Raw genomic sequence first — 21635 nt, forward strand, 5'->3', positions numbered from 1 at the left:
AAGCCATGTCTGTGGAGCAAACAAAAGATCGGTGCCGATTGATCCGCGATAAGTTGAGGAATGTGAATCAGCTGTTGGAAGATTACCTCAACCACACACATCTCGGTATCTTACTGGATGAAGAACCCGGCGGGGAAGAACAGGAAATGTATCTCAAAGAGTTTTTGTCTGATCTTCGTCATCTGTCCGTCTCTTGTGAATTAAGATATGAAAAGGTTAGTCTTTTATTACGGCGTGCTCACTTTAACGAAGAATCGGCGGAACGGATACTAAAAGAAATGGTGCACACCTCTATCCACCATTTCTTTTACCCCAAGAACGAAGTATACGAGGAAGACAGCCGTTGTTCCTACACGAATCGCGATCCCATTCAATTCCGCGGGAACCCGCCAAGTTCTCTTAAGCGACTGGTCATTCGGTTGTCGGCGATTTTTGTCGAACTCAGGGAAGAGTTGGAATGTTACGAGCAAGATACGCACACCCGGATCCAGTGGCAAGGCGCACGACTTTCCACATCTTAAACAAGAGGCGGAAATTTTTCCGCCTTTTTTTGTTCACCGGTTTGTCGAAAAAACGTGACAAAAAATGTCGAATGCGATAAAATCGAATCGTTGTAATAGACGAGAGAGGTGGAGAGACCGGAATCCTGGAGCAAACAGGGAGAAGGGGGAATCGAAATGGCTGGTTTGGGAACGGCGGCGAAGGCAGACCTCTTCCGCCCCGAGGAGGGGGATCATCGTCAATCGGACGGAGACCCCAACGCAGTCCGCTATTATGAGCAGGCTCGTATGAAATACGGGAAGAAGAAGTATCCTGAAGCGCTGGAGGCCATTGAGAAATTGCTGGTGTACGATCCCCTCCACGCCGGAGGGCTGTTGCTCAACGCTATGGTGTTGGAAGCCATGGGTCGTTATGAGGAATCCCGGTCCCAATATGAAAACGTGTTGGCTAAGCATCCGACTCTGAGCCAAGCTCACCGGGAATTCGGGCGATATCTGTTGAGGGAGGAGCAATCGCTTCAATCGGCCGAATCCTATCTGTTAAGGGGGTTGATCATCAACCCGCAGGATTCTTTCGCTCACGCTTTGCTTGCGGATGTTTATATCAGAACCAACCGGAAGCAGCAGGCCGTTCTGCACTTGGAAATTGCTTTCCGTCAACCGGTGGATGATCTGCGTTATTGCGAAACCTGTGCCCATGTCCTGGGTCGATTGGGAGAAGGAGACGAAGAAGTCGATTATTTGCGGCACGCCATTTTGTCCAACTCGGAAAACCGCGCCTTGAAAAACCGTGTGCGGAAAGCATTACGTGCCCAAGAAAAAGCGAAAAAAGAGTTGCCTGCCATCAAACGCGTCATCCAACGCGTATGGTCGTAACTCTAAATGGATCGTGGCAAGATTCCAAAATCATTGTCAAAAAAATAGTAAGCGTACATCGACAAATTTCGAACATTGTGTTATAATAAAAATGTAAGCGAGGTTGACCTCCTTGCTTAGGGCTTGGCGAAGCCATCGCGGAGAGCTCGCTCAAAGCGAAAAGCACCCGCACAACGGGAGCACGTCACGCTACCACGCTTCTTAACTCCTTAATCTTGACCCTCTTTCATGTGGCCAGGTTTTTTGCCTGGTCTTTTTCTTTTGCTTCTTTCTCTACCCTTTCTACCATTAAGATAAACCTCATCCGAAAATAAATGTCGAGATTGATTGACCCTTGTCACAAAGACAAGGTAAGCTGGAATGGAAAGTGGAAGGGTACAAAGGAGCGAGCAGCTTGAGCGAGAAACAAGTCCATCATCCCCTGTATCAGCGGTTTTTCCGCCACTATCATCAGGAGGAATACTGGGAAGCGCACGAAGTGTTGGAAGAATTGTGGCAAAAAGAACGGGATAATGATTTTTATCACGGTCTCATCCAAGTGGCTGCCATTATGCATCAGCTGAAAAAAGGGAAAGTAAGAGGAGCTCGCAAACTGGCATCGTCAGCCTATGGATACCTCAGTCCGTTCGCACCGGAACGCGAAGGTGTCGATGTCGACAGGGTCCTTTCCTGGTTAACTGCCTGTTTACGTGTGTTACCGGATGGAGTTGCTCAGTTGGAACCCGGACAAGTGGAATCATTCGGCTTGGATGTATGTCCCCTGCCACGCTTGGCTCAATCATAATCTTATTTGTTGATATTTCGATCAAACCCCCACCGAATGCAGGTCACGAACCAGCTGAAACGGTTTGGGTTTTTTTATGGGAATATTTGGTGATCGGACTTTTATTTCCTAATGATAAACAGCGATTGGTCACCTTTTTCGTTCGGCCCAATAAGATAGTACCAATAGAAGCGAAAGAAAGGGGATCGGATTGATGAGAGGTCGTTCCTGGACAGAGGAAGAAGATCAGATCCTGACGGATGAAGTGTTAACATCGGTCCGCCAGGGGCAGAGCCAATTGGAAGCCTTTGAACGGGTGGGGCAACGGATCGGGCGGACAGCAGGGGCATGCGGTTTTCGTTGGAATGCCGTCCTTCGTAAACGGGAAATGCGAGCCTTTCGAAATGCCAAAAGGGAACGGGTGGCCAAACAGTTGAACCGTCGTCGTTCATCAGGGGATTCCTTGAAAGGCGTGATCCGTTCGTTAAGAGAAATGGACCAGCTGTACCGGGAAGATCGAAGAAAGCTGGATCAATTGGAACGCCTTTACAGGGATAAGGCATTCCAATTAAGAAGCTTAAGAGAGAAACATGCCGACCTAAAGAACGAATGGGAATCGTTCCGAGATTTTCAGGATGAAATCAAAGATCGTTATGCCAGTTTAGTCAAACTGTTGGAACAGGCACGCAGCAGCCAATTGGATATGGAAGAAGACGAGGAGAAGCAAGAAGAGGCGATTTCCCCTGCTCATGAAGGGGCAGGTGTGGATACGGACCGGCGGATTGAATCATAAATTGAAGGGACAAAGATTGCCTGGATGAAATGAGGTGCAAAATTTGTCCCGAGATTGGACCACCGAAGAAGACCGGATTCTACTTCAAATGGCTGTCCAATGTAAAAAAGCAGGAATGCCCCGCGCCCGGACTTTTGAAATGATCGGTGAACGGTTAGGGCGCAGCAGCAGTACGTGCTATCACCGCTGGAAAAGTTTAGCCAACATTCGAAAGGGAACGGAGATGGAACCTCCTCCTACCGAAAAGCGATGGACTGAACGGGATGGAGAATATCAGCAGCTGAAAGAGCGATTATACCAACTGGAACAGCAGATAAATACCAATAACGAAGAAATGCGGCAGTGGATTCGCGAAAACCGGAAGCTGAGGGAAGAAATGAAATTTTTTGAAACGCTCTTATTGGAAGAGTACCAGCTGCTGCTCAACCTGTTGAATAAAAACCGACGGTCGGCACGGCTCCAACAATTGGATTGATCAGGGGTTCTCAGTGGGATTGAGGGGGTTGTCATTCTCTGGAGGAGAAGAGCCCTCTTTCCTTTTCGTTTCAGTGGTACAATAAAGGAGAAATCGATCCTTCATCGAAGGAGTGAAAAGGCATGGCCCAATGGAAAGAGATTACGACGACGGAAGAATGGTCCCACTGGTTATCCCAAACAGAGGAACGGCCGATGCTGGTCATGAAACACAGCACTCGCTGCCCGGTCAGTGCCGACGCTTTTCAAGAATATGAAACGTTTCTGGCTGAGGATGCCCCGGAAGATGTGGTGTATCTCTTTGTAAAAGTGATCGAATCCCGGGATGTGTCCAATCGGATCGCAGATGATGTCGGAGTGAAGCATCAATCCCCCCAAGCCATTTTGATCCGAAATGGTGCGCCGGTCTGGAACCGATCCCATTGGCATATTACGAGAGGCTCTCTTAAGGAAGCGCTGGAACAGTGACGAGATATGCCCCCGCCCGGGGGCGTTTTTTTATAGGCAAGGACGGGCTGTAAAAACGTTAAGCCCCTGGTGTTTGAGGATACCAGGGGCTGTTTTCACAGAAAAGCCCCCCCAGGGAGGGCGCAGTCACGGGGTCAAGGTCACCTTCTTCGCTCATTGGTTTAGTAGCAGATCAGAGCGAAGATGGTGGCGATGACCAGCAGAAAAATCAACAAGCGACGTAAACCGAAGCCATAGCCGTAACCGTAGCCGGACATGGGTTCCCCTCCTTCCTATCGGTTATGGTTGAGGACCCTGAAAGGGGTTCACTTAGTAGCAAACCAGGGCGAAGATGGTGGCAATGACCAGTAGGAAGATCAGCAAGCGGCGCAGACCGAAGCCATAGCCGTAACCGTAACCGTAACCGGACATGATTTCCCCCCCTTTCCACGCCCGGTTGGGGGACCGGGCCTGCCCTGTCATTCATTTACGGCATCTTCTCCGGATCAGTACCAGATGCCGAGAACGGCGAAGATGGTAGCAATGACAAGCAGGAAGATCAACAAGCGACGCAGGCCAAAGCCATAACCGTAACCGTAGCCGGACATGTGGCCGCCCCCCTTCCCAACGTGATGGTACAAATTATGCATGGGGCAAATGAAGTGTACAGGCGGATATCCCAAGCCCGTAAATTGGATGTTCGTCTAGTCGATCTCTCCATCCAGTACACCGGCATACCAAAAAATGGTCGGGATAATCAGCAAAAAGAGCAGCAGGCGCTGCATTTCATCCTGGAACGCCGCTTCCTCCGGGGGGAGAGGAAACGGTGGCGATCCCTTTCGATAACAGGGCAAGCCGAATTCCCCCTTCCTCTTAAACAAGAGATGTCTGTTCTGTTTCAGCATATTCAATATGAGGAGAGAAAGAGTGGGAAAAATCGATGGAACCGCACTCCCATGAAGCCCAATTTGCGGGAACGAGGGGCGAGTGCCCGTGCTTTTCCACCTCCGTGTACATAAGGTGGAGGGAAAGCTGCGGGGAGGGATATATCATGGCGGGCAAAGGGCCTTCGGTAAAGCAAATGACCGAAATGATCAATAACATGATGGGCCAACGGGTGCTGACCGAACAGCAACTAAATCAGATATTGGCGGGAGCCAAACGAGCCAACGAACGCGGCGGTATGAGTGCCGTTCTGGATTATCTGATGAAAGTGACCCAAGCCGACGTAGAAAAAGGTGAGTTGCAGGATTTTGCTAAAGATGTCCAGCGCAATCCTCAGTTGGGCATGGATCTGTTGGAAGGAAAACGGAAGGTTCCTCGTGGACGGAATCGACGGTGATAAATCAGGTCAAAGGATGAATGGAAGGAGCCCCTCGTAAGTTGACAGTAACAAGCAACTGCTCCCTTACTGTAGACTTGTAGAGGGGATCTTTCTATGGTGAATATCCGAAAGACGTTTATGGCTTACCGAAAAAGCCCTTTCACTCCACTTTGCAATTCGTTTAAAATAAAAGCATGTCATTTGCTATACAGATATGGGTTGGATGTTTTGCTTGAACATAGGGTCAAAAGATGTGTGGTAGATACTTTGCCAGGAAAGGATCGGTAACCCATGGATCTTCAAAAGAAAAAAATGATGGCCATTATCTTACGTATGATCAAAGAGGTCTACCAAAAAACGACCCAGTTGGAATCCGTATTGCAGTCAGGCAGTGTACAGATTTTAAGCCGCTCTTATGATCCTCTTAATGAAATGCTGGAAGCTATTGAATACCCCGAAGAAGAGATCCCCACCGTATATGAACTGATACAAGTTTACCTGGAAGACGAAATGACACTGAATGAAGTGATCATCGGTATTGAAAACGGCTGGAAAAAAACAGGGGAAAAGAGTGTGGGATAAGAAGCGAACGTTCCTACATAGTGTGAAAGGGAAAAAAATGATCGTCCCCAGAAGGTGGGGCGATCATTTTTGGTTTATTCCGGAGGTTGTGGTTCGGTCGAAGCTTTATGATCCATCACATATACCTTCCCGCACTGGACACATTGCCCGGCCCATGTGTCGGGTTGATCCGGGAGCGGCTTTAACAACACATCCTGCTCATCGAAAACGGGTCGAATCGAAGTATGGGTGACGTCCACTTCCTCATTTACATGCAGACATACCGCTTCCCGGATATCTCTGGGGACCGAGATAATTTGGTCCGGTTCCAGATCCGATCCAAACACCTTTTTTAAGTGAGCCAAACGATCCATCAAGTGTGCCCTCCTTCTTTTACCACGTTACGCCAGCGAGTCAGGGGAAAGGAGCGACGGGGCGGGGCGGGTGTCCAAGGGGAATGTCCCTGTATCCAGCAATCTTCCAGGATTGTTTTGGCCTTTTTGAGTGCCTGTGATTTCCATCGTCCGGTTCCCAGGAACATCCAGCCGAGCACGTGGCGTCCTTCGACATCCCATTCTGTTTCCATATAAATGTCCCACCGGTACCAGGAATGTTTGTAAATTTTGGCCCGAAGCGGGAGTTCAGAATGGGTGACGCGATCCAGGTATATGATGTGACCGTAATGCCCCTTGAATTCCATCTCTAACCATTTGGGTTCGCTCCCGCGCACATCACATCCTCCTTTCCTTCTGTATTCCCGGTCATGAGGAAGGGAAACACGTCGAATGGAGCGGTTAATCCGATCCGTTCGCGAGGCGCAATGGACCCACCCGTTTCATCGTGAAGAAAAGCTCCTCATTTCGGTCCGATTCCAGATGGACAAAGTGATATTCCGGTTTTACCGTACGGGTACGGCTATCAAAGGGGGCGATCACCAAGGCGTCCTTATAAGTATCGATGACAATCCAGTCGGATTCACCGGAATCTCCGGGGGAAACCATAAAGGTTTGTTGGTTTTGGGCGATCAGTTGGCCGCTGCTATATCCTGTGGTAACCATGGCGATGGCGAGAAAGAGCAACGAAACCGCTTGCGTGGCTCGTGCCTTTTTGTGAGCGAGGTGGAAAAATAGAAACAACAGTCCGGCATGGAAAAAATAAAATAAGATCATCGTCGGAACATTCATCTTGTTCCAGGTGGCTTCAGTTTTCAGGATGATGAGAATGGTGATGGCGGCGGGAATCAGGAAGGGAAAAAGCCATTTTCCATATGAACGAAACCAGCTGGCGGCGAGGGACAGATACGCGACGATCAACGTGAAAATATTGATGCAGACGGCAAGGACTACTGCGTTCAGACTGATTTCGACGAACAAGGACGGGATACCGAAATGAGCTTTGTATCCAACATCGCTCAAATATGCAGAGAAATATCCCAATCCGGTGACGCTTGCCAACAGTACCCCCTCAGGGATCCGACGAAGCCACGGATGTTGGGATAAGGATCTCAGGGTGTCCATGGTTTTCCTCCTTCACATTCATTATAACGAAGAAATCACTGGTTGTCTGGACAACTACACCAAAATAAACCCCCGCTGATGGTGATCGCGGGGGATAAAGGGACTTCACATCTGAAGGTTGTTCCATACTTCCAACTTGGTCTGCACCTTGGTGATCACTTCATCGGTAAATTCCGAGGTGGTTGCACTTCCACCCAGATCTGCGGTGCGGAACCCTTCACGCACGGCTTCAATGGTGGCTTCGTAGATGGCGCGGGATGCGGCTGAAGCCTGGTTTTCATGGAAGTGGGTCAGGAGGGAAGCAGTGGCTAAAATCATGGCCATGGGATTGGCGATATTCTTTTTGTAGAGTGTGGGTGCCGTTCCATGGGGGGCTTCAGCCATGACCACTTGTGGGTTGAAGTCGTCGTCGAAGCTCATCAGGATGGACTCGGAACCGGCGATGGACCCGAATAGTTGCAATACCATGTCGCTCAAGCAGTCGCCATCGCGGTTGAGAGCCGGAATCACCATCGGATCACCGGGGCTGTTCAACAGGAGGGCGTATGTGGCATCAATCAATTGCGGATCATACGGTACTTCCGGGTACCGTTTGCTCGCTTCATCCATTTCTTCCTTAAGCATCCCTTCATAGATAGGGCTGACCGTATACTTGGGGCCGCCGAAGACTTTGGACTTCGTTCGTTTGGCATGCCGGAATGCGTACTCTGCAACCGCGCGGCAGGTTTTGCGATCAATCGATTCTGTCCGGTAGGAAACTTCGTTTATCCCGTCCCCTTCCCGCCATTCTTTGGCACCGTATGCATCACCCACAGCCATACGAATCACAGAGATAGGGGCAAATGCACCCGCCACCGGCACCACACCGGGGATGCGCCGGCCTGTTCGGATGATCACTTTTCCGTCGATTTCTTTGCGTAAAATCGCGTTGGGACTTCCCACGTCCCCTTTTTCTTCCGGAGTAACCGTAGCCGCTTTCAATCCGAAGCCGGCCTCTTTCATGGCCCGAGCAGCCTCATAAACCACTTCGTTTTGTGTTTGACGGCGATTCTCCAAGCTGAGATCATAATGCTTCAGTTCAATATCCATCCCGATCACATCAGGGGAAATGACACGTAGAGCTTCTTCTAGAAGCTCTTGACCAGTCTGGTCCCCATCTAAGACCACGATGCTTTTTTTCTCCTCCAAGATGATCACCTCGTCTCAATATCCTTTCCTATTATACCTATAGGGAGAGTTTGGCACCACACCGCTGAAGATTCAGAAAAGACGCGGCTTTGTCGAATTCCGTTTTCCGAATCGAAAGGAGAATGAACTATAATGGAGGACGGATACGGAAAATCATGCAAAGCATGTTCAGATTAATGACAAACACACTGAGATGGCCAGAACAGGAGGGGTGGTTATCCGGTGAGCGACTTGCCACGCATTGGAGCGGAGACGGATAACTACCCCGACCGTTCCCGTGATGGGTTTGTCAGTAGCCTCACCATGCAAAGCATGTTCTTTTTCGGTATTGGAATCCTTTCGTTTGCATCATGAAGCAAGTCAGATTAAAGGAGTGTTGGGATTGAAGGGTGCCTTCGGGCGTAAAACGCTGGCGGTGTTTACCTTGGCCGTCGTTCTCGCTCTGACCCTGTGGGTGTTTTCTACGCGGTTCCCCCTGTCCCCCCCTGATGGACGAGCGGAGGGAGAGTCTGCTGATGAGTGGGTGGAACGCAAGTTGCAGGAAATGAGTGTGGAAGAAAAGGTGGGGCAGTTGTTTATGGTCGGTTTCCATAACGGAGACCAACCCGCTTTGGAAATGAACGAACAGGCGATTACGCTGATTGAGGAGTATCATGCGGGAGGCGTAATCCTGTTTGATCGCAATGTGGACACCCCCGAACAGGTGGCCCGATTGAATCGTGACATGCAAGCCAAAGCCCGAGAGTCGTCAACGGGTGTTCCTTTGTTTATTTCCATTGATCAGGAGGGAGGGAAAGTGCTCCGAATCCGAGATGGAGTCACTCTCTTTCCTGGGAACATGGCCCTGGGGGCGGCCGGAGATCCGGAGTTGTCCAGCCAAACCGGGAAAGTGATGGGTAAAGAACTCCGGTTGATGGGAATCAACATGAACCTGGCTCCTTCCCTGGATGTGAACAACAATGATCAAAACCCCATCATCGGGGTACGTTCTTTCTCTGGTGATCCTAATCAGGTGGCGGAACTGGGAGTCGCTCAGATGAAGGGGTTCCGTGAGGGCGGTGTATTGAGTGTGGTGAAGCACTTTCCCGGTCACGGGGATACCGACAGCGATTCACACGTCGATCTTCCCACTGTAGCTCACTCCATGGAACGACTGGATCAGGTGGAGTTAAAACCCTTCAAAAAAGCGCTGGATGCAGGGGTGGACGCCGTGATGTCCGCCCACATCACCTTTCCTGCCATCGATGACACACCGGGTTTGCCCGGCACCCTTTCTCCGCAGGTATTGACGGGATTGTTGCGGGAAGAGTGGGGGTACGACGGTGTGATCATCACCGATGACATGGAGATGGGGGCGATCGTGGACAACTTTGGGGCGGGCGATGCCGCTGTCCGCGCGGTGGAAGCGGGAGCGGACATTCTGCTGGTTGCCCATGATTGGAATCGACAGAAGGAGTCGATTCAAGCGGTGATTCAAGCGGTGGAAGCGGGTGAAATCTCTGAAAAGAGGATTGACCAGTCTGTACGCAGAATCCTACAATTGAAAGCGAAACCGTTAGGAAAAGCCTCCATCCTGGATCAATCCGACCTGGAACCGAGTGGAGGTCTGGAAGAGTTGGCCGATCCGGAACATGCCGAGTTGGCTGCACGGGTGGCTGAAGAAGCGGTAACGCTTGTACGCGATCCTGCCAAACAGCTTCCCTTGAGTCCGTCCCAGACTCCACGGATGTTAATCCTCACTCCCGCCCATGCCGATGAATGGGAGCGTGCTTTCCAGGGGGCAGGTTTTGATGCGGAGGCTCGGTCGGTTCCTCTTCAGCCTGATCCGATGGAACGTCAGGCGGCGTATGAAGGAGTAGCCGCTTTCGACACGGTGGTGGTGGCATTGTCCCAGGCCCAGATGCGGCCGGAACAACAGGAGTTGGTAACCGGGTTGAGACACACCGGAAAACCGGTGATTGCCGTGGGATTGGACACTCCTTATGATGTGTCGGTTTTGCCTGCTGATCTGGCTTATCTGACTGCTTACAGCTCCCAACCGGTTTCCATTCGGGCTGCAGTGGACGTATTGACGGGTGAAACAGAGCCCAAGGGAACCCTTCCGGTGGAAATCCCCCGTTTGTATCCCAGGGGTCATTCCGAAAACGGGTCCCCGTCATCACCCAGTGGTTGATTGATTTTTTGTTTGGTCAGAGAATGGTCCGAAACAGTCATTGTGTTTTTTCTAGCATGCAACTGGGTATTACAGCCATTGAGGAGGAGGTGCCCCATTGATCCTGCAAATCAGCGCCGCCGTTGCTGCGGTCGCTTTCGTGGTATTGGCAGTCTATTTGATTCTGGCACTTCGTAAACTGACGGACACCTTAACATCGGTGGACTCCACCCTGCGGGAGATGAAACCCCGTCTGGAGGAAGTGGCCGATGAATCCAGCCGCACTTTAAAAGAGGCCCGTCACTTATTGGAGGATGCTCGTTTAAAAAGCGAACAGACCGATGCGTTCTTTCAGGCTGTAAACGGAATGGGGAACAGTCTGCAGGAGTTATCCACCAGCATCACCCGAACTGCATCGGTTCAAAAAGAGCGATTGGCCAACGTGACCGCGGTCGCTTCTGTTGTGATGGATCTATGGAAAAAATGGCGATCGGAAAAAGGATCGGATGACCGTAAGCCGAAAAGAGTAAATTAAAGGAAAGGGGATGGGATAATCAATGAGTGAAAACAAGGGCATGAATGGAAAGGATTTGTTTATCGGCGCGGTGATTGGGGGCGTCATCGGTGCGACGGCGGCTCTTTTGTTGGCTCCGAAATCGGGACGGGAGACCCGGGAAGATCTGAGCAGGAGCCTGGAGACCGCTAAGGGAGTGATGTTGGAGAAGACCGATCAATTGAACCAGCGCGCTCACGACGTGAAAGATACGGCTACCGACAAGTGGATTGAAATCCGTGACACGGCATCTTCCACTGTGAAAGAAGTGGCTTCCACTGTGGAAGATTGGAAAGACACCGCCAACCGCAAATGGTCGGAAGTCCGTGATCAAGCAGGTGACCGAGTGGAGGAAGCGGCAGTGATAACCAGCGACAAAGTGGAAGAAGTCGCCTCCAAAACGAGCGAGAAAGTGGAAGAACTGGGTGAAGAAGTATCGGACCAATTAAAGTCTTGATTGGCAAAGAAAGGTATCGACAAAAGCGCCGGAGCTTGCCGGCGCTTTTTCTTGTGCCATAAGTCTCTCCTTAGGGACTGACTGGTTCCGGGATCTCCTGTGGATTGTTCCGGTCACCCAGTCACCATCGTTTCCTGCATGTCCATCCGCTAGTTACATATATATGTGAGGAAGGGACGGATGTACATGAGCCGGGAATTGGTTTTTGCTTTGCTGGCGGCATTTTGCTTTGGAGTGGCTCCTATTTTTGAAAAGTTGGGATTGGTTCGAACGGAACCGGCAATGGCGTTATTTTTGCGGGCGGGGGTGACCACACTTTTGGTTGTCCTCTATTGGATGGTGTTCCCCCAGTCGAGCGGGTGGTCGATCCCGGATGGCCGCTCTCTGTTATACGTTCTATTGGGTGGAGTTTTTGGCGTTCTCTTTGCTCAATATTTTTACTTTAAAGCGTTGGAGATTGGCGATGTGGGTCGGGTAATGCCGGTTGTGGGCAGTTTTCCCGTATTGGCTTTTCTACTATCCGTTTTCATTTTCGGGGAGACAGTCACATTGGCTAAAGTGTGCGGAATCGTGCTGGTGGTGGCGGGTGTTTTTCTCCTCGGTGAATAACTGCAAACGGATTTATATTTGAGAGAAAACAAGAGCATAAGGAAATCAAAATGAACCCATGCCGAATCGGATGGGTTGTGATTTTTTTTGGATCATGTTCTCCTGTTACAGAAGGCTCGCAAACGTCTTCCAATCTATGAATAATAGAAATCGCCATCCACCGTCACCTGTAGGTGCGTGCGTGTGGGGAGCAGGAGGTTTCTCATGAATGGGGAAGAATCATCGAGAAAGTCGATGACGGATGAATTTTTGGAACGGCTTCAGGAGCACCGACGCTACCTGTATCATATTGCATACCGCTTGACGGGAAACACCGAGGATGCCAAGGACTTAACCCAAGAGACGCTGTGGCAGGCTCATCGCAAGTCCAATAAGTATGTATACGAAAAATCGCTGAAAGCATGGCTGAGGACGATGATGACCAATCGCTTCCGCGATCAAAAAAGGAAAAAAAGCTTGAAACTGGTGGCCCTGGAAGATGCGTTTATACAATCAGAGCCCCCTCACTCCGTTGACCGCTTGTCCGTGGAGGAACAGGTGGAACAGCGATTGATGCTGGAACGAGTGAAGGACGAAATACAAGAACTGCCCGAAATCTATCGGAGGGTGGTTGTGTTGCGGCATTTCCGGGGATACTCCTATACCGAGATCAGTGAAGCTCTGGACATTCCAGAAGGAACCGTGAAAACACAATTGTTTCGAGCCCGGAAGATGCTGAAGGAGCGACTCTCCAAAAAGTAAGGGGATCGATGGATGTCTTGCAAGGATATGGATCGGCTGATCCAACTCTACCTCGATCAAGAGATAGACGAGGCGGAACTTACGTGTCTGCGGGAACATATCAAAACCTGTGATTCGTGTCGGCAGAGTTTGCAGGAAATGATGGCCTTGGTGCAAACGTTGGAAGAGATTCGCGGACATCAGGAGGGTTCCCGGATTTCCGCAATCAACCAGATGATCAAATGGATGGCGGTTGCCACCTCCGTCGTGTTTATCATCCTATTTGTTCCACCCCTGAAAAATCACGACCAGATGGGTCCCGACGTTGCCGGTACTTCTCCGGAGCCGGTTGCCACCCAAGAAGCGGAGGAGCTGCCCGTTGAATCCGAGGTGATGGTGTTGGCCACCGGATCGGAGAGCCTGCCCATCCCCGACAACGACTATATCCGAGTCATCCGTCCCCAGGACGATGAGGAGGAGAAAATGGCGGATCATGAGTTCCAAGCAGATACCGCTTGGGTCTATCCCAGTGCCATTCCGTTTGTATTGCAGGGTAAAATGGATTGGCACAAAGAATTGAAACGCTTTGTCTTTGTCGGTGTGCCGGATTCCGACACATTGCAAACGCTGTTGGCCGCTATGGGACTTTCTTTCGATACCCGGGACGGCAATATGATCGAAGACCCTTCGTTTCCTACTTCCGTCATCTTGACGACAGGGAATGACCCGCACCTGGAGACATTCACTTTTCCTGAAAACGAGGGGAACATCTCTCGCTGGTTTGACAAGTTAGCCGCTACGCCCGCCTTGCCTTAATTCCCGTTTTTTGGGAGGGGGCATGGCGTTTTTTTTACCAAATCGCCATGACACGGCAGAGGGATTTCGGATATAATAGTCATTAAAATTTGAGAGGGGAGTTTTGAGATGAGCCAGGAACAGAAGAGCCCAGACCTTGAACGTTTGCGAAGCCGGGTGGATGAGATTAACCAGCAGTTGCTGGAGTTGCTGAGCCAACGGGCTGAGCTGGCCAAAGCCATTGGTGAGGTGAAAAAAGCACAAGGGGTCAACCGCTTTGATCCCGTCCGGGAGCGGGACATGTTGGATCAGTTGGTTGCGGATAATCCCGGTCCTTTTGACAATGATACGATCCGGCATCTGTTCAAACAGATTTTCAAAGCTTCCCTCGATCTGCAGCAGAAGGACCATAAAAAGGCGCTGCTGGTGAGTCGCAAGCGGCATCCGGAAGATACGGTTGTCCACGTTGGAGAAATTCCGGTTGGTCATGACACGAAAACGATTGTAGCAGGACCTTGCTCCGTGGAATCGGAAGATCAAGTGCGCCAAGTCGCCCAAGCTTTGCGGAAACAAGGGATCTCTCTATTGCGGGGTGGCGCTTTTAAACCGCGCACTTCTCCCTATGATTTTCAGGGTATGGGGATCGAGGGGCTTCAGATCTTACGTCGGGTTGCCGATGAATTTGATTTGAAGGTGATTAGTGAGATTGTCAATCCCGCTGATATGGAGATGGCGGAGCAGTATGTGGATGTGATCCAGATCGGTGCCCGCAATATGCAGAACTTTGAGCTTCTCAAGGCTGCGGGAGCAGCGTCTCGACCGGTTTTTCTGAAACGGGGCATGTCCGCCACGGTGGAAGAGTTCCTGTTTGCGGCGGAATACATTGTTTCCCGTGGGAACAGCCAGGTCATGTTGTGCGAGCGGGGGATTCGCACATACGAAAAATGGACGCGTAACACCTTGGACATTTCGGCGGTTCCGATTTTGAAGCAGGAAAGCCATCTGCCTGTTTTTGTGGATATTACCCATTCCACCGGCCGACGGGACATCCAGTTGCCCGTGGCTCGTGCAGCATTGGCCGCGGGTGCGGATGGAATTATGCTAGAGGTGCACCCCGATCCGTCTGTGGCATTGTCAGACGCCAATCAACAAATCGATATTCCACGATTCCATACGTTTATGGAGGAGATTCGTCAGACTGGTTTGGTAGCACCCGCTCCTGTTACCGTCGGTTGATGGTGAGTGTAGCCGACCAAATCAACTCGCCTGTCAACTTTTGATCCCATCCATTGGGGACCGGCTTTTTCTAAAAGTCGGTCCTCTTCTTCATTGGAATGGTACAAATGGGGCAAACCAAAGGATAGAGCGACTGGAAGTGGGAAGGAATACCATTTAAACGATGACAACCTTTGCAAGAGGCAGGAATTTGTCGTATTCTTAAAAGAACAACGGAAAAACCATCAACCAAATGGATGTGGATCCAATGGGGAAGAAAAAAGAAACGATAACAATCTATGATGTGGCCCGGGAAGCAGGGGTTTCCATGGCAACGGTTTCCCGTGTGGTTAACGGCAATCCTAATGTAAAGCCGGTCACCCGAAAGAAAGTGCTGGAGACCATTCGTCGGATGGGATATCGTCCGAATGCCGTGGCCCGTGGGTTGGCAAGCAAGAAAACGACTACCGTTGGTGTCGTGATTCCGGATATCTCCTACGCTTTTTTTGCGGAATTAACCCGGGGGATCGAAGATATTGCCAACATGTATCATTACAACATTATCTTGTGCAACTCCGATCTGAAAAAAGAGAAAGAGATGCAGTTGATTGAAGCGCTTTTGGAGAAGCAGGTAGATGGACTGTTGTTTTTAGGCGGGGAAGTAACTGAGGAGCATCGGGAGATCTTTTCCGGAGCTCAGGTTCCCATTGTGCTGGCGGCTACTCATGACGAAGTGGACAAGGACCGCCCCTATGTCACGATCGATCAGGTGCAGGCAGCGAAAGAGGCGACCGGGATATTGATTCGGGAAGGTCACAAGCGGATTGGTCTGTTGGGCGGCCCACTGACGGATCCGATCATCGGTTTCCCCCGTTACCAGGGGTACAAAGAAGCCTTGGAGGAAGAAGGAATCCCCTTTAACGAAAATTGGGTGCGCCTGGGCAACTACCGATATAATTCCGGTCTGGAAGCGGCCAAGGAGCTCTTGGGGATGGTGGATGCCCCCACGGCGATTTTTGCGGTCAACGATGAGATGGCGGTAGGAGCCATCCATGCGGTTCAGGATCGGGGTCTGGATGTACCGAAAGATGTGTCGGTGATGGGATTTGACAACATCCCCCTCGCTTCTCAAGTGCGGCCCCTGTTGAGCACGGTGGCGGTACCGATGTATGATATCGGTGCAGTGGCCATGCGTTTGTTGACCAAATACATGAATGACGAGACGATCGAAGAAAATCAAGTGGTATTGCCCTATCGATTGGAGTTGGCGGACTCCACCCGTCTAAAGGAATTATGAAGGGAAGAAGGGAATGGAGAAACGGATTGGCTTAATTGGGGCGATGGAAGAAGAAATTGCCCTTTTTTTGGAGGAAATGGAGAGGGAGCAGACGGAAGAGCACGTCGGTATCCGATACCACTCGGGGCGGTTGGCCGGCCAATCCGTGGTCGTGTGCCGTTCCGGAGTGGGCAAGGTAAACGCCTCCGTCTGCACACAAGTCCTGATTGACCGTTATGGAGTGGAATCCGTCATCTTTACGGGGGTGGCGGGAGCACTCGATCCGAAACTGGATATCGGTGACATTGTCGTGTCCACCTCTTGTCAGCAACATGATATGGATGTGACTCCGCTGGGTCTCTCGAAGGGAGAAATCCCCTTTCAAAAGGTCTCGGAGTTTCAAGCCGATCCTGAACTGATCCGGCTGGCGGAAAAAGCGGCATCGATGTGGACGGAAGGACGGGTGATCCGGGGGAAAGTGCTGTCAGGAGATCAATTTATCGCCCGTGTAGACACGGTTCGGGAATTGCGAGAGCAGATGGGCGGCGCTTGTGTGGAGATGGAGGGGGCAGCCGTCGCCCATGTGTGCCACCTGAACGATATTCCTTTTGTCGTGATCCGGTCGATGTCCGACCGGGCGGATCATTCCGCAGATGTAAACTTCCAGGAATTTGCCGTCATTGCCGCCCGTCGATCCAATGGGATCGTAAAAAATATGATCGGACAGCATCATTCGTAAATCAGACGACCCGTCGGTCCATACGAACCGACGGGTCGTTTGATTTCTCCGGGATTGTATCATTCGCCCGTTAGAAAGAACTTCCTTGAATCCATTTCTGCTCGTACCTCGCATAAATAGGCTTCCATGGTTCCTTCATCAGGGAATGTCGCTTGGTACCCCGTTCCATCCGCCTGAACCAGGATTCCCCGTTCCATCAACCGCTGGGCGAAATAATTGCTGTCTGGCCCCCAAAACTGGCAGTTTTTCATGTATCGATCCTCCCTCCCCTCGTTCTCCTGCTTTTGCGTGTACGATCCCCGATCCGGAACAGCATGATGTTCTGACAACGAAGAAAATAAATCAACGTTAAGAGAAATCCCTGCTTTTTTGGGTTAATGAAATTGACCTGACTGGTCAGTATAAACATGAAGGAAGAAGGGTTTTAGGGACCACAGGCTTGATTTTGGTTGAAAAAGCGGGTGACCTGTTGCACCGTAATGGCGTTTTTTTGCGTGATCTCTTTTCGGCGTGGGATCGGTTGAAAGATCCCTTCCGGATCCATCAATTGTTCAGGCAGGGAACAGGGGCTTTCGGGCTGCCATCGTTCCAGCCATTGACGGGGCAGTTTGCAGTTTTCCAGCGCTTGACCGGACAATTCCGCCCACAGAAGGGTCCACGCCCGGGGAACTACCCGCCAGATATCGTAACCGCCGCCTCCGACGGCGATCCAACGTCCATCGCAGTACTCATGGGCCAACTGCCGGACCCGTCGGGGAATCTCCCGGTAGATACGCATGGTGGTGGACAGATGGGTCAAGGGATCAAAACGATGGGAATCGCATCCATTTTGGGACAGGATAACGTCGGGGCAAAATTCTCGTACCGCTGCTGGGACTACCTGTTCAAAGGCGTCCAACCATGAGTCATCTTCCGTGAAGGCATCCAACGGAACGTTGAGGGACGTGCCTACTCCCCGATCGGTACCTCGTTCATATACATGGCCTGTTCCGGGAAACAAATAGCGTCCCGTCTCATGGATGGAAACAGTCATGACATGGGGATCGTCGTAGAAAGACCATTGAACTCCGTCTCCATGGTGGGCGTCTGTGTCGATGTACATCACGCGGGCGTCGTATTTTTTACGCAAGTAAGCGATTGCAACAGAGGCGTCGTTATAGATGCAGAAGCCGGATGCTTTCCCGCGAAGGGCGTGGTGCAATCCCCCTGAAAGGTTAAGGGCATGGGTGCAACGCCCCGACATAACGGCTTCCGCCGCCTCCAGGGTACCGCCCACCACCAGAGCAGCCGCCTGGTGAATGCCTGGAAAGACAGGGTTGTCCTCCGTGTGCAATCCGTACTCCTCCAGCCGTTCAGGAGGGATGGTTCCATCATCAGCCCGTTTTACCACCTCGATATATTCGGGAGTATGGACGAGGGCCAGTTCCTCATCCGTTGCCATTCGGGGGGGCATCAGATGCTCCGGTGACAGGAGTCCCAGGGAGCGAATCAGGTCTAGAGTCAGTTCCAGCCGTTTATTGTTAAACGGGTGGATTTCGCTGAAGCGGTATCTTAAAAAATCTTTACTGTAGATTAACCGTGCGGACTCCATTCAACGAACCTCCTTACTTGTCGGGTTCCTTGCCGAGCCGGACTCCTTTGCGGCCGGCCGTGTCAGTTCAGCCCTCGATCCGTAGATCTTTTTCAGCACATGATTTTTTCCATAAGCAACGTTTCAGTATAGGATCCGATGCCGAAACCGAAGGCGGTCAAATTGTTCCACCGAGGATGGGGGAACATACTTGCCAATCCGAGCCATGAGGCAATTGGCGGGGTGAGCCGTAATTTCCGGATCGTCTGTAGCCATCCATTCCAACCCGGCACTGGCCATTACCTTCTCCATCACTCTGCGGTATTCCCAAACGGACAGGCCGGTTCCTTTCAAATCCCAGTGCCAATAATATTCGGTGGAGATAACGATGTAGTGCTCCATATAGGGATCTAAGAAAGAGACGCGCAACAACGCTTTGGCGACCCCATCTGTTCGATACGGGGCTGCCACTTCAATGGCCCCCAATTCGAGCAGGTTCTCCATATTGCCTTTCGACCAGTGTTCCAGCGCATCGGGGTGAAGATAGGTTACATACCCTACGATTTCGTTGGCGGTGCGAGCGATGATAACCCGCCCCTCCGGCAATCGGGTGATGCCGAGAATCGCCCGCTGTTGTTCTTCCGGAGGACGAAAGGCGACCAGTCCTTCATGGAAGGAATATTGTATAAACGTTTCTGGGGGGACAGGGCCTTCCACCATTAAGTCACCCCCCGATCCAGGAAGCGTGAGGGAGTGGTATTGTTTGCGGTGTTCCAAAGGCTTGCCACCTCCAAAAGTGGGGTCCATCCATCCGTTATTCCTTCCTCCATTATATGTCGGATTCCTATCAAGTGGATGGGGCAAAACCGGGAACAATGAAACTGTGCAACATTGCGAATTATTGTATCTATGTTATAATTGTGATGGATGAAGACGTTTTCATCAAGTCCCAAATTAACCGGAAACGATACCGGTCCCCTCATCTGCACTTTCAGCACAAGTCTCGCCTCGGTCATTTCGTTCCCGGGTCTCGCTTGTAACAGGTAAACGCTGTTTTACTGATTGTGGCATTCAGGCTGATAGGGAGGGTCCTTAGTGAAGCAAGCAGAAATAATTGGTGTGAAAACGTCGGGAAACAACCTGCATGGATACGAAGAGGCAGTTGAAAGCTTTGATTGGAAAGAGGCGGAAAAGGCGTTTTCTTGGTACGAAACAGGAAAAGTAAATGCTGCTTATGAAGCAATCGACCGTCATGCCGAAACCGAACGGCGGGATCAGGTCGCTTTGTATTACAGTGATCCCGATCGGAAGGAAGAGTACACCTTCCGCGAGATGCGGGATCAGTCGAACCGTTTTGGAAATGTGCTAAAAAAGATTGGTGTCAAAAAAGGAGATCGCGTCTTTATCTTCATGCCCCGGACTCCGGAACTGTATTTCAGCTTTTTAGGCATTCTGAAGGTGGGTGCGATCGTCGGCCCGCTGTTTGAAGCCTTCATGGAAGGGGCGGTGCGGGATCGACTGGAAGACAGTGAAGCTGTCGCACTGGTGACGACACCCCAGTTGCTGGAGCGGGTTCCAGTCGATGAGCTGCCGGCTTTGAAGCATATTATCTTGGTGGGCGCCACTGGAGAACTGACGGACGGAACTTACGATTTTGAAAAAGAGATGGAAGCCGCCTCGCCGAATCTGGAAATCGAGTGGATGGACCGGGAAGACCCGATGATTATTCACTACACTTCCGGTTCCACGGGCAAGCCCAAAGGGGTGCTTCATGTTCATAACGCCATGATTCAACACTACCAAACGGGAAGATGGGTATTGGATTTACAGGAAGAGGATATTTATTGGTGTACGGCGGATCCGGGATGGGTGACCGGAACTTCCTACGGGATTTTTGCCCCTTGGTTAAACGGGGTGACCAACGTGATCCGCGGTGGTCGCTTCAGCCCTGACGATTGGTATCAAACTCTTCAGGATAACCGGGTGACGATTTGGTACAGCGCTCCGACGGCCTTTCGTATGTTGATGGGTGCTGGGGCAGACGTGGCGAAAAAATACGACCTCTCCCATGTGCGTCATATCCTGAGTGTAGGGGAACCCTTAAACCCTGAAGTGGTGCGTTGGGGATTGGAAGCTTTCAATCGGCGCATCCACGACAACTGGTGGATGACTGAGACCGGCGGGATCCTGATTTCCAATTACCCGCAGATGCCGATCAAACCGGGCTCCATGGGTCGCCCGTTCCCGGGAATCAAAGCGGCAATCATCGACGACGAAGGCAATGAACTGCCTCCGTACCGCATGGGTAATCTGGCGATCCGTACCCCATGGCCGTCCATGATGCGTGCCATCTGGAAGAACGAAGCCAAGTACAATGAATATTTTCGCATTCCCGGCTGGTATGTTTCCGGTGATTCCGCTTACATGGATGAAGAAGGGTACTTTTGGTTCCAGGGCCGAATCGACGATGTGATCAACACTTCCGGTGAGCGGGTGGGGCCGTTTGAAGTGGAAAGCAAACTGGTGGAACATCCGGCTGTGGCGGAAGCGGGCGTGATCGGAAAACCGGATCCGGTTCGGGGGGAGATCATCAAAGCGTTTATCTCCCTGCGTCAAGGATATGAGGTGTCCGATGCACTCAAAGAGGAGATCCGGGCCTTCGTAAAGGAGGGGTTGGCCGCCCACGCCGCTCCCAGGGAGATCGATTTCAAAGATAAACTGCCCAAAACCCGCAGCGGTAAAATCATGCGTCGGGTATTGAAAGCGTGGGAACTGGATTTGCCCACCGGAGACTTATCGACCATGGAAGACTGAGTGAGAAACACGAGCGGCGGTGATAGAACCGCCGCTTTTTTGTTTGTGGGTGATTTATAAGAATTTTGGTTGGACTCCTATCGGCTTCACTGGCCGACGGGACTTCTCCGTGTTAGTTGAAGAGGCTCTTTTTTGGATCATAGTGGGTCTGGTGTCATCATCGTCAATATACGGCTCCCATCAGGGTCCTGGGGACGATTTCACCGCTTTCCATTTAGGCAACGAATTCCTGTTTAGAAGACGAGCACGATCAAAAGAACCCGTAACCGTTTTAAAACCGGTTACGGGGTTC

At 51.1% G+C, this 21635-nt stretch carries 28 protein-coding genes; 19 read left to right on the forward strand and 9 right to left on the reverse strand.

Translation table 11 applies throughout. From position 1 onward, the window contains the following. Nucleotides 1–5 precede the first annotated feature (5 nt). The 6 genes from JOE21_RS16530 to ytxJ all read left to right on the forward strand — a co-directional run bounded on the left by JOE21_RS16530 (nucleotide 6) and on the right by ytxJ (nucleotide 3874). Nucleotides 6–521, forward strand: a complete 516-nt coding sequence (locus JOE21_RS16530) for a DUF3907 family protein (RefSeq protein WP_309868443.1) — start codon at nucleotides 6–8, stop codon at nucleotides 519–521. A 156-nt stretch (nucleotides 522–677) separates the two neighbouring features. Beyond that, a complete protein-coding gene (locus JOE21_RS16535; protein ID WP_309868444.1) occupies nucleotides 678–1376 on the forward strand; it encodes a tetratricopeptide repeat protein in 699 nt (232 codons plus the stop codon). Between the two features lie 394 nt (nucleotides 1377–1770). Beyond that, on the forward strand, nucleotides 1771–2160 hold the full coding sequence (locus tag JOE21_RS16540; RefSeq protein ID WP_309868445.1) for a DUF309 domain-containing protein: 390 nt from the start codon (nucleotides 1771–1773) through the stop codon (nucleotides 2158–2160). A gap of 193 nt (nucleotides 2161–2353) precedes the next feature. Further along, entirely contained in the window at nucleotides 2354–2932 is a 579-nt protein-coding gene (locus JOE21_RS16545; RefSeq protein ID WP_309868446.1) for a hypothetical protein, read from the forward strand. Nucleotides 2933–2975: 43 nt separating this feature from the next. After that, a complete protein-coding gene (locus JOE21_RS16550; protein WP_309868447.1) occupies nucleotides 2976–3407 on the forward strand; it encodes a hypothetical protein in 432 nt (143 codons plus the stop codon). 122 nt (nucleotides 3408–3529) lie between these two features. Then, nucleotides 3530–3874, forward strand: coding sequence for a bacillithiol system redox-active protein YtxJ (gene ytxJ / locus JOE21_RS16555; RefSeq protein WP_309868449.1), 345 nt, complete (start codon nucleotides 3530–3532; stop codon nucleotides 3872–3874). 309 nt (nucleotides 3875–4183) lie between these two features. Here ytxJ and JOE21_RS16560 read toward each other — a convergent pair whose 3' ends face one another. Then, complete coding sequence (locus tag JOE21_RS16560) at nucleotides 4184–4336, reverse strand: hypothetical protein (protein ID WP_309868450.1); 153 nt, start codon at nucleotides 4334–4336, stop codon at nucleotides 4184–4186. 221 nt (nucleotides 4337–4557) lie between these two features. After that, nucleotides 4558–4707 carry a hypothetical protein gene (locus tag JOE21_RS16565; protein ID WP_309868451.1) on the reverse strand — a complete coding sequence of 50 codons (150 nt, stop codon included), beginning with the start codon at nucleotides 4705–4707 and terminating at the stop codon, nucleotides 4558–4560. Between the two features lie 197 nt (nucleotides 4708–4904). Between JOE21_RS16565 and JOE21_RS16570 the strand changes: the two genes are divergently transcribed. Beyond that, on the forward strand, nucleotides 4905–5195 hold the full coding sequence (locus tag JOE21_RS16570) for a hypothetical protein (RefSeq protein WP_309868453.1): 291 nt from the start codon (nucleotides 4905–4907) through the stop codon (nucleotides 5193–5195). Nucleotides 5196–5468: 273 nt separating this feature from the next. After that, nucleotides 5469–5759 carry a hypothetical protein gene (locus JOE21_RS16575; RefSeq protein ID WP_309868454.1) on the forward strand — a complete coding sequence of 97 codons (291 nt, stop codon included), beginning with the start codon at nucleotides 5469–5471 and terminating at the stop codon, nucleotides 5757–5759. A gap of 74 nt (nucleotides 5760–5833) precedes the next feature. Here JOE21_RS16575 and JOE21_RS16580 read toward each other — a convergent pair whose 3' ends face one another. The 4 genes from JOE21_RS16580 to JOE21_RS16595 form a co-directional block, all read right to left on the reverse strand. After that, nucleotides 5834–6112, reverse strand: a complete 279-nt coding sequence (locus tag JOE21_RS16580; RefSeq protein WP_309868455.1) for a hypothetical protein — start codon at nucleotides 6110–6112, stop codon at nucleotides 5834–5836. Continuing rightward, entirely contained in the window at nucleotides 6112–6468 is a 357-nt protein-coding gene (locus tag JOE21_RS16585) for a hypothetical protein (protein WP_309868457.1), read from the reverse strand. The genes JOE21_RS16580 and JOE21_RS16585 overlap by 1 nt, the downstream gene beginning before the upstream one ends. 64 nt (nucleotides 6469–6532) lie before the next feature. Next, a complete protein-coding gene (locus tag JOE21_RS16590) occupies nucleotides 6533–7255 on the reverse strand; it encodes a hypothetical protein (protein ID WP_309868458.1) in 723 nt (240 codons plus the stop codon). A gap of 105 nt (nucleotides 7256–7360) precedes the next feature. Next, a complete protein-coding gene (locus JOE21_RS16595; protein WP_309868460.1) occupies nucleotides 7361–8452 on the reverse strand; it encodes an isocitrate/isopropylmalate family dehydrogenase in 1092 nt (363 codons plus the stop codon). A 213-nt stretch (nucleotides 8453–8665) separates the two neighbouring features. Between JOE21_RS16595 and JOE21_RS16600 the strand changes: the two genes are divergently transcribed. The 10 genes from JOE21_RS16600 to JOE21_RS16645 all read left to right on the forward strand — a co-directional run bounded on the left by JOE21_RS16600 (nucleotide 8666) and on the right by JOE21_RS16645 (nucleotide 16959). After that, the gene (locus JOE21_RS16600; RefSeq protein ID WP_309868461.1) at nucleotides 8666–8797 is read left to right on the forward strand and encodes a hypothetical protein; all 132 of its coding nucleotides are present in this window, start codon (nucleotides 8666–8668) and stop codon (nucleotides 8795–8797) included. Nucleotides 8798–8825: 28 nt separating this feature from the next. Further along, complete coding sequence (gene nagZ / locus JOE21_RS16605) at nucleotides 8826–10616, forward strand: beta-N-acetylhexosaminidase (protein ID WP_309868462.1); 1791 nt, start codon at nucleotides 8826–8828, stop codon at nucleotides 10614–10616. 97 nt (nucleotides 10617–10713) lie between these two features. Beyond that, the gene (locus tag JOE21_RS16610; protein ID WP_309868463.1) at nucleotides 10714–11130 is read left to right on the forward strand and encodes a DUF948 domain-containing protein; all 417 of its coding nucleotides are present in this window, start codon (nucleotides 10714–10716) and stop codon (nucleotides 11128–11130) included. A 22-nt stretch (nucleotides 11131–11152) separates the two neighbouring features. Further along, the gene (locus JOE21_RS16615) at nucleotides 11153–11605 is read left to right on the forward strand and encodes a YtxH domain-containing protein (RefSeq protein ID WP_309868464.1); all 453 of its coding nucleotides are present in this window, start codon (nucleotides 11153–11155) and stop codon (nucleotides 11603–11605) included. Nucleotides 11606–11785: 180 nt separating this feature from the next. After that, on the forward strand, nucleotides 11786–12214 hold the full coding sequence (locus tag JOE21_RS16620) for an EamA family transporter (protein ID WP_309868466.1): 429 nt from the start codon (nucleotides 11786–11788) through the stop codon (nucleotides 12212–12214). Nucleotides 12215–12418: 204 nt separating this feature from the next. After that, nucleotides 12419–12955: an RNA polymerase sigma factor gene (locus JOE21_RS16625; RefSeq protein WP_309868468.1), complete on the forward strand. Its 537-nt coding sequence runs from the start codon at nucleotides 12419–12421 to the stop codon at nucleotides 12953–12955. Between the two features lie 12 nt (nucleotides 12956–12967). Next, complete coding sequence (locus JOE21_RS16630; RefSeq protein WP_309868470.1) at nucleotides 12968–13750, forward strand: anti-sigma factor family protein; 783 nt, start codon at nucleotides 12968–12970, stop codon at nucleotides 13748–13750. Between the two features lie 108 nt (nucleotides 13751–13858). Further along, nucleotides 13859–14965, forward strand: a complete 1107-nt coding sequence (locus tag JOE21_RS16635) for a bifunctional 3-deoxy-7-phosphoheptulonate synthase/chorismate mutase (RefSeq protein ID WP_309868471.1) — start codon at nucleotides 13859–13861, stop codon at nucleotides 14963–14965. 247 nt (nucleotides 14966–15212) lie between these two features. After that, nucleotides 15213–16241 (forward strand): catabolite control protein A, encoded by a 1029-nt coding sequence (ccpA, locus tag JOE21_RS16640; protein ID WP_309868472.1) that lies wholly within the window; start codon nucleotides 15213–15215, stop codon nucleotides 16239–16241. Between the two features lie 13 nt (nucleotides 16242–16254). Next, complete coding sequence (locus tag JOE21_RS16645; protein WP_309868474.1) at nucleotides 16255–16959, forward strand: 5'-methylthioadenosine/adenosylhomocysteine nucleosidase; 705 nt, start codon at nucleotides 16255–16257, stop codon at nucleotides 16957–16959. A 59-nt stretch (nucleotides 16960–17018) separates the two neighbouring features. On the opposite strand, the gene JOE21_RS16650 is transcribed toward JOE21_RS16645, so the two are convergent. The 3 genes from JOE21_RS16650 to JOE21_RS16660 form a co-directional block, all read right to left on the reverse strand. Next, the gene (locus JOE21_RS16650) at nucleotides 17019–17210 is read right to left on the reverse strand and encodes a hypothetical protein (RefSeq protein ID WP_309868475.1); all 192 of its coding nucleotides are present in this window, start codon (nucleotides 17208–17210) and stop codon (nucleotides 17019–17021) included. Between the two features lie 173 nt (nucleotides 17211–17383). Then, nucleotides 17384–18550, reverse strand: coding sequence for an acetoin utilization protein AcuC (locus tag JOE21_RS16655; RefSeq protein WP_309868476.1), 1167 nt, complete (start codon nucleotides 18548–18550; stop codon nucleotides 17384–17386). 123 nt (nucleotides 18551–18673) lie between these two features. After that, nucleotides 18674–19306, reverse strand: coding sequence for a GNAT family N-acetyltransferase (locus tag JOE21_RS16660; RefSeq protein ID WP_309868478.1), 633 nt, complete (start codon nucleotides 19304–19306; stop codon nucleotides 18674–18676). A gap of 318 nt (nucleotides 19307–19624) precedes the next feature. Here JOE21_RS16660 and acsA point away from each other — a divergent pair, with 318 nt between their 5' ends. Beyond that, nucleotides 19625–21343: an acetate--CoA ligase gene (gene acsA, locus JOE21_RS16665; RefSeq protein WP_309868479.1), complete on the forward strand. Its 1719-nt coding sequence runs from the start codon at nucleotides 19625–19627 to the stop codon at nucleotides 21341–21343. Nucleotides 21344–21635 lie beyond the last annotated feature (292 nt).

The sequence above is a fragment of the Desmospora profundinema genome (assembly GCF_031454155.1).
GTDB lineage: Bacteria > Bacillota > Bacilli > Thermoactinomycetales > DSM-45169 > Desmospora > Desmospora profundinema.

Excerpts from the sequence above, each read along its gene's own strand:
- JOE21_RS16590 (WP_309868458.1), bottom strand. The coding sequence starts at position 7,255 with ATGGACACCCTGAGATCCTTATCCCAACATCCGTGGCTTCGTCGGATC.
- JOE21_RS16535 (WP_309868444.1), top strand. The coding sequence starts at position 678 with ATGGCTGGTTTGGGAACGGCGGCGAAGGCAGACCTCTTCCGCCCCGAG.
- JOE21_RS16655 (WP_309868476.1), bottom strand. The coding sequence starts at position 18,550 with ATGGAGTCCGCACGGTTAATCTACAGTAAAGATTTTTTAAGATACCGC.
- JOE21_RS16545 (WP_309868446.1), top strand. The coding sequence starts at position 2,354 with ATGAGAGGTCGTTCCTGGACAGAGGAAGAAGATCAGATCCTGACGGAT.
- JOE21_RS16645 (WP_309868474.1), top strand. The coding sequence starts at position 16,255 with ATGGAGAAACGGATTGGCTTAATTGGGGCGATGGAAGAAGAAATTGCC.
- JOE21_RS16625 (WP_309868468.1), top strand. The coding sequence starts at position 12,419 with ATGAATGGGGAAGAATCATCGAGAAAGTCGATGACGGATGAATTTTTG.
- JOE21_RS16575 (WP_309868454.1), top strand. The coding sequence starts at position 5,469 with ATGGATCTTCAAAAGAAAAAAATGATGGCCATTATCTTACGTATGATC.
- JOE21_RS16580 (WP_309868455.1), bottom strand. The coding sequence starts at position 6,112 with ATGGATCGTTTGGCTCACTTAAAAAAGGTGTTTGGATCGGATCTGGAA.
- ccpA (WP_309868472.1), top strand. The coding sequence starts at position 15,213 with ATGGGGAAGAAAAAAGAAACGATAACAATCTATGATGTGGCCCGGGAA.
- JOE21_RS16620 (WP_309868466.1), top strand. The coding sequence starts at position 11,786 with ATGTACATGAGCCGGGAATTGGTTTTTGCTTTGCTGGCGGCATTTTGC.
- ytxJ (WP_309868449.1), top strand. The coding sequence starts at position 3,530 with ATGGCCCAATGGAAAGAGATTACGACGACGGAAGAATGGTCCCACTGG.
- JOE21_RS16635 (WP_309868471.1), top strand. The coding sequence starts at position 13,859 with ATGAGCCAGGAACAGAAGAGCCCAGACCTTGAACGTTTGCGAAGCCGG.
- JOE21_RS16650 (WP_309868475.1), bottom strand. The coding sequence starts at position 17,210 with ATGAAAAACTGCCAGTTTTGGGGGCCAGACAGCAATTATTTCGCCCAG.
- JOE21_RS16615 (WP_309868464.1), top strand. The coding sequence starts at position 11,153 with ATGAGTGAAAACAAGGGCATGAATGGAAAGGATTTGTTTATCGGCGCG.
- JOE21_RS16630 (WP_309868470.1), top strand. The coding sequence starts at position 12,968 with ATGTCTTGCAAGGATATGGATCGGCTGATCCAACTCTACCTCGATCAA.
- JOE21_RS16560 (WP_309868450.1), bottom strand. The coding sequence starts at position 4,336 with ATGACAGGGCAGGCCCGGTCCCCCAACCGGGCGTGGAAAGGGGGGGAA.
- JOE21_RS16570 (WP_309868453.1), top strand. The coding sequence starts at position 4,905 with ATGGCGGGCAAAGGGCCTTCGGTAAAGCAAATGACCGAAATGATCAAT.
- JOE21_RS16530 (WP_309868443.1), top strand. The coding sequence starts at position 6 with ATGTCTGTGGAGCAAACAAAAGATCGGTGCCGATTGATCCGCGATAAG.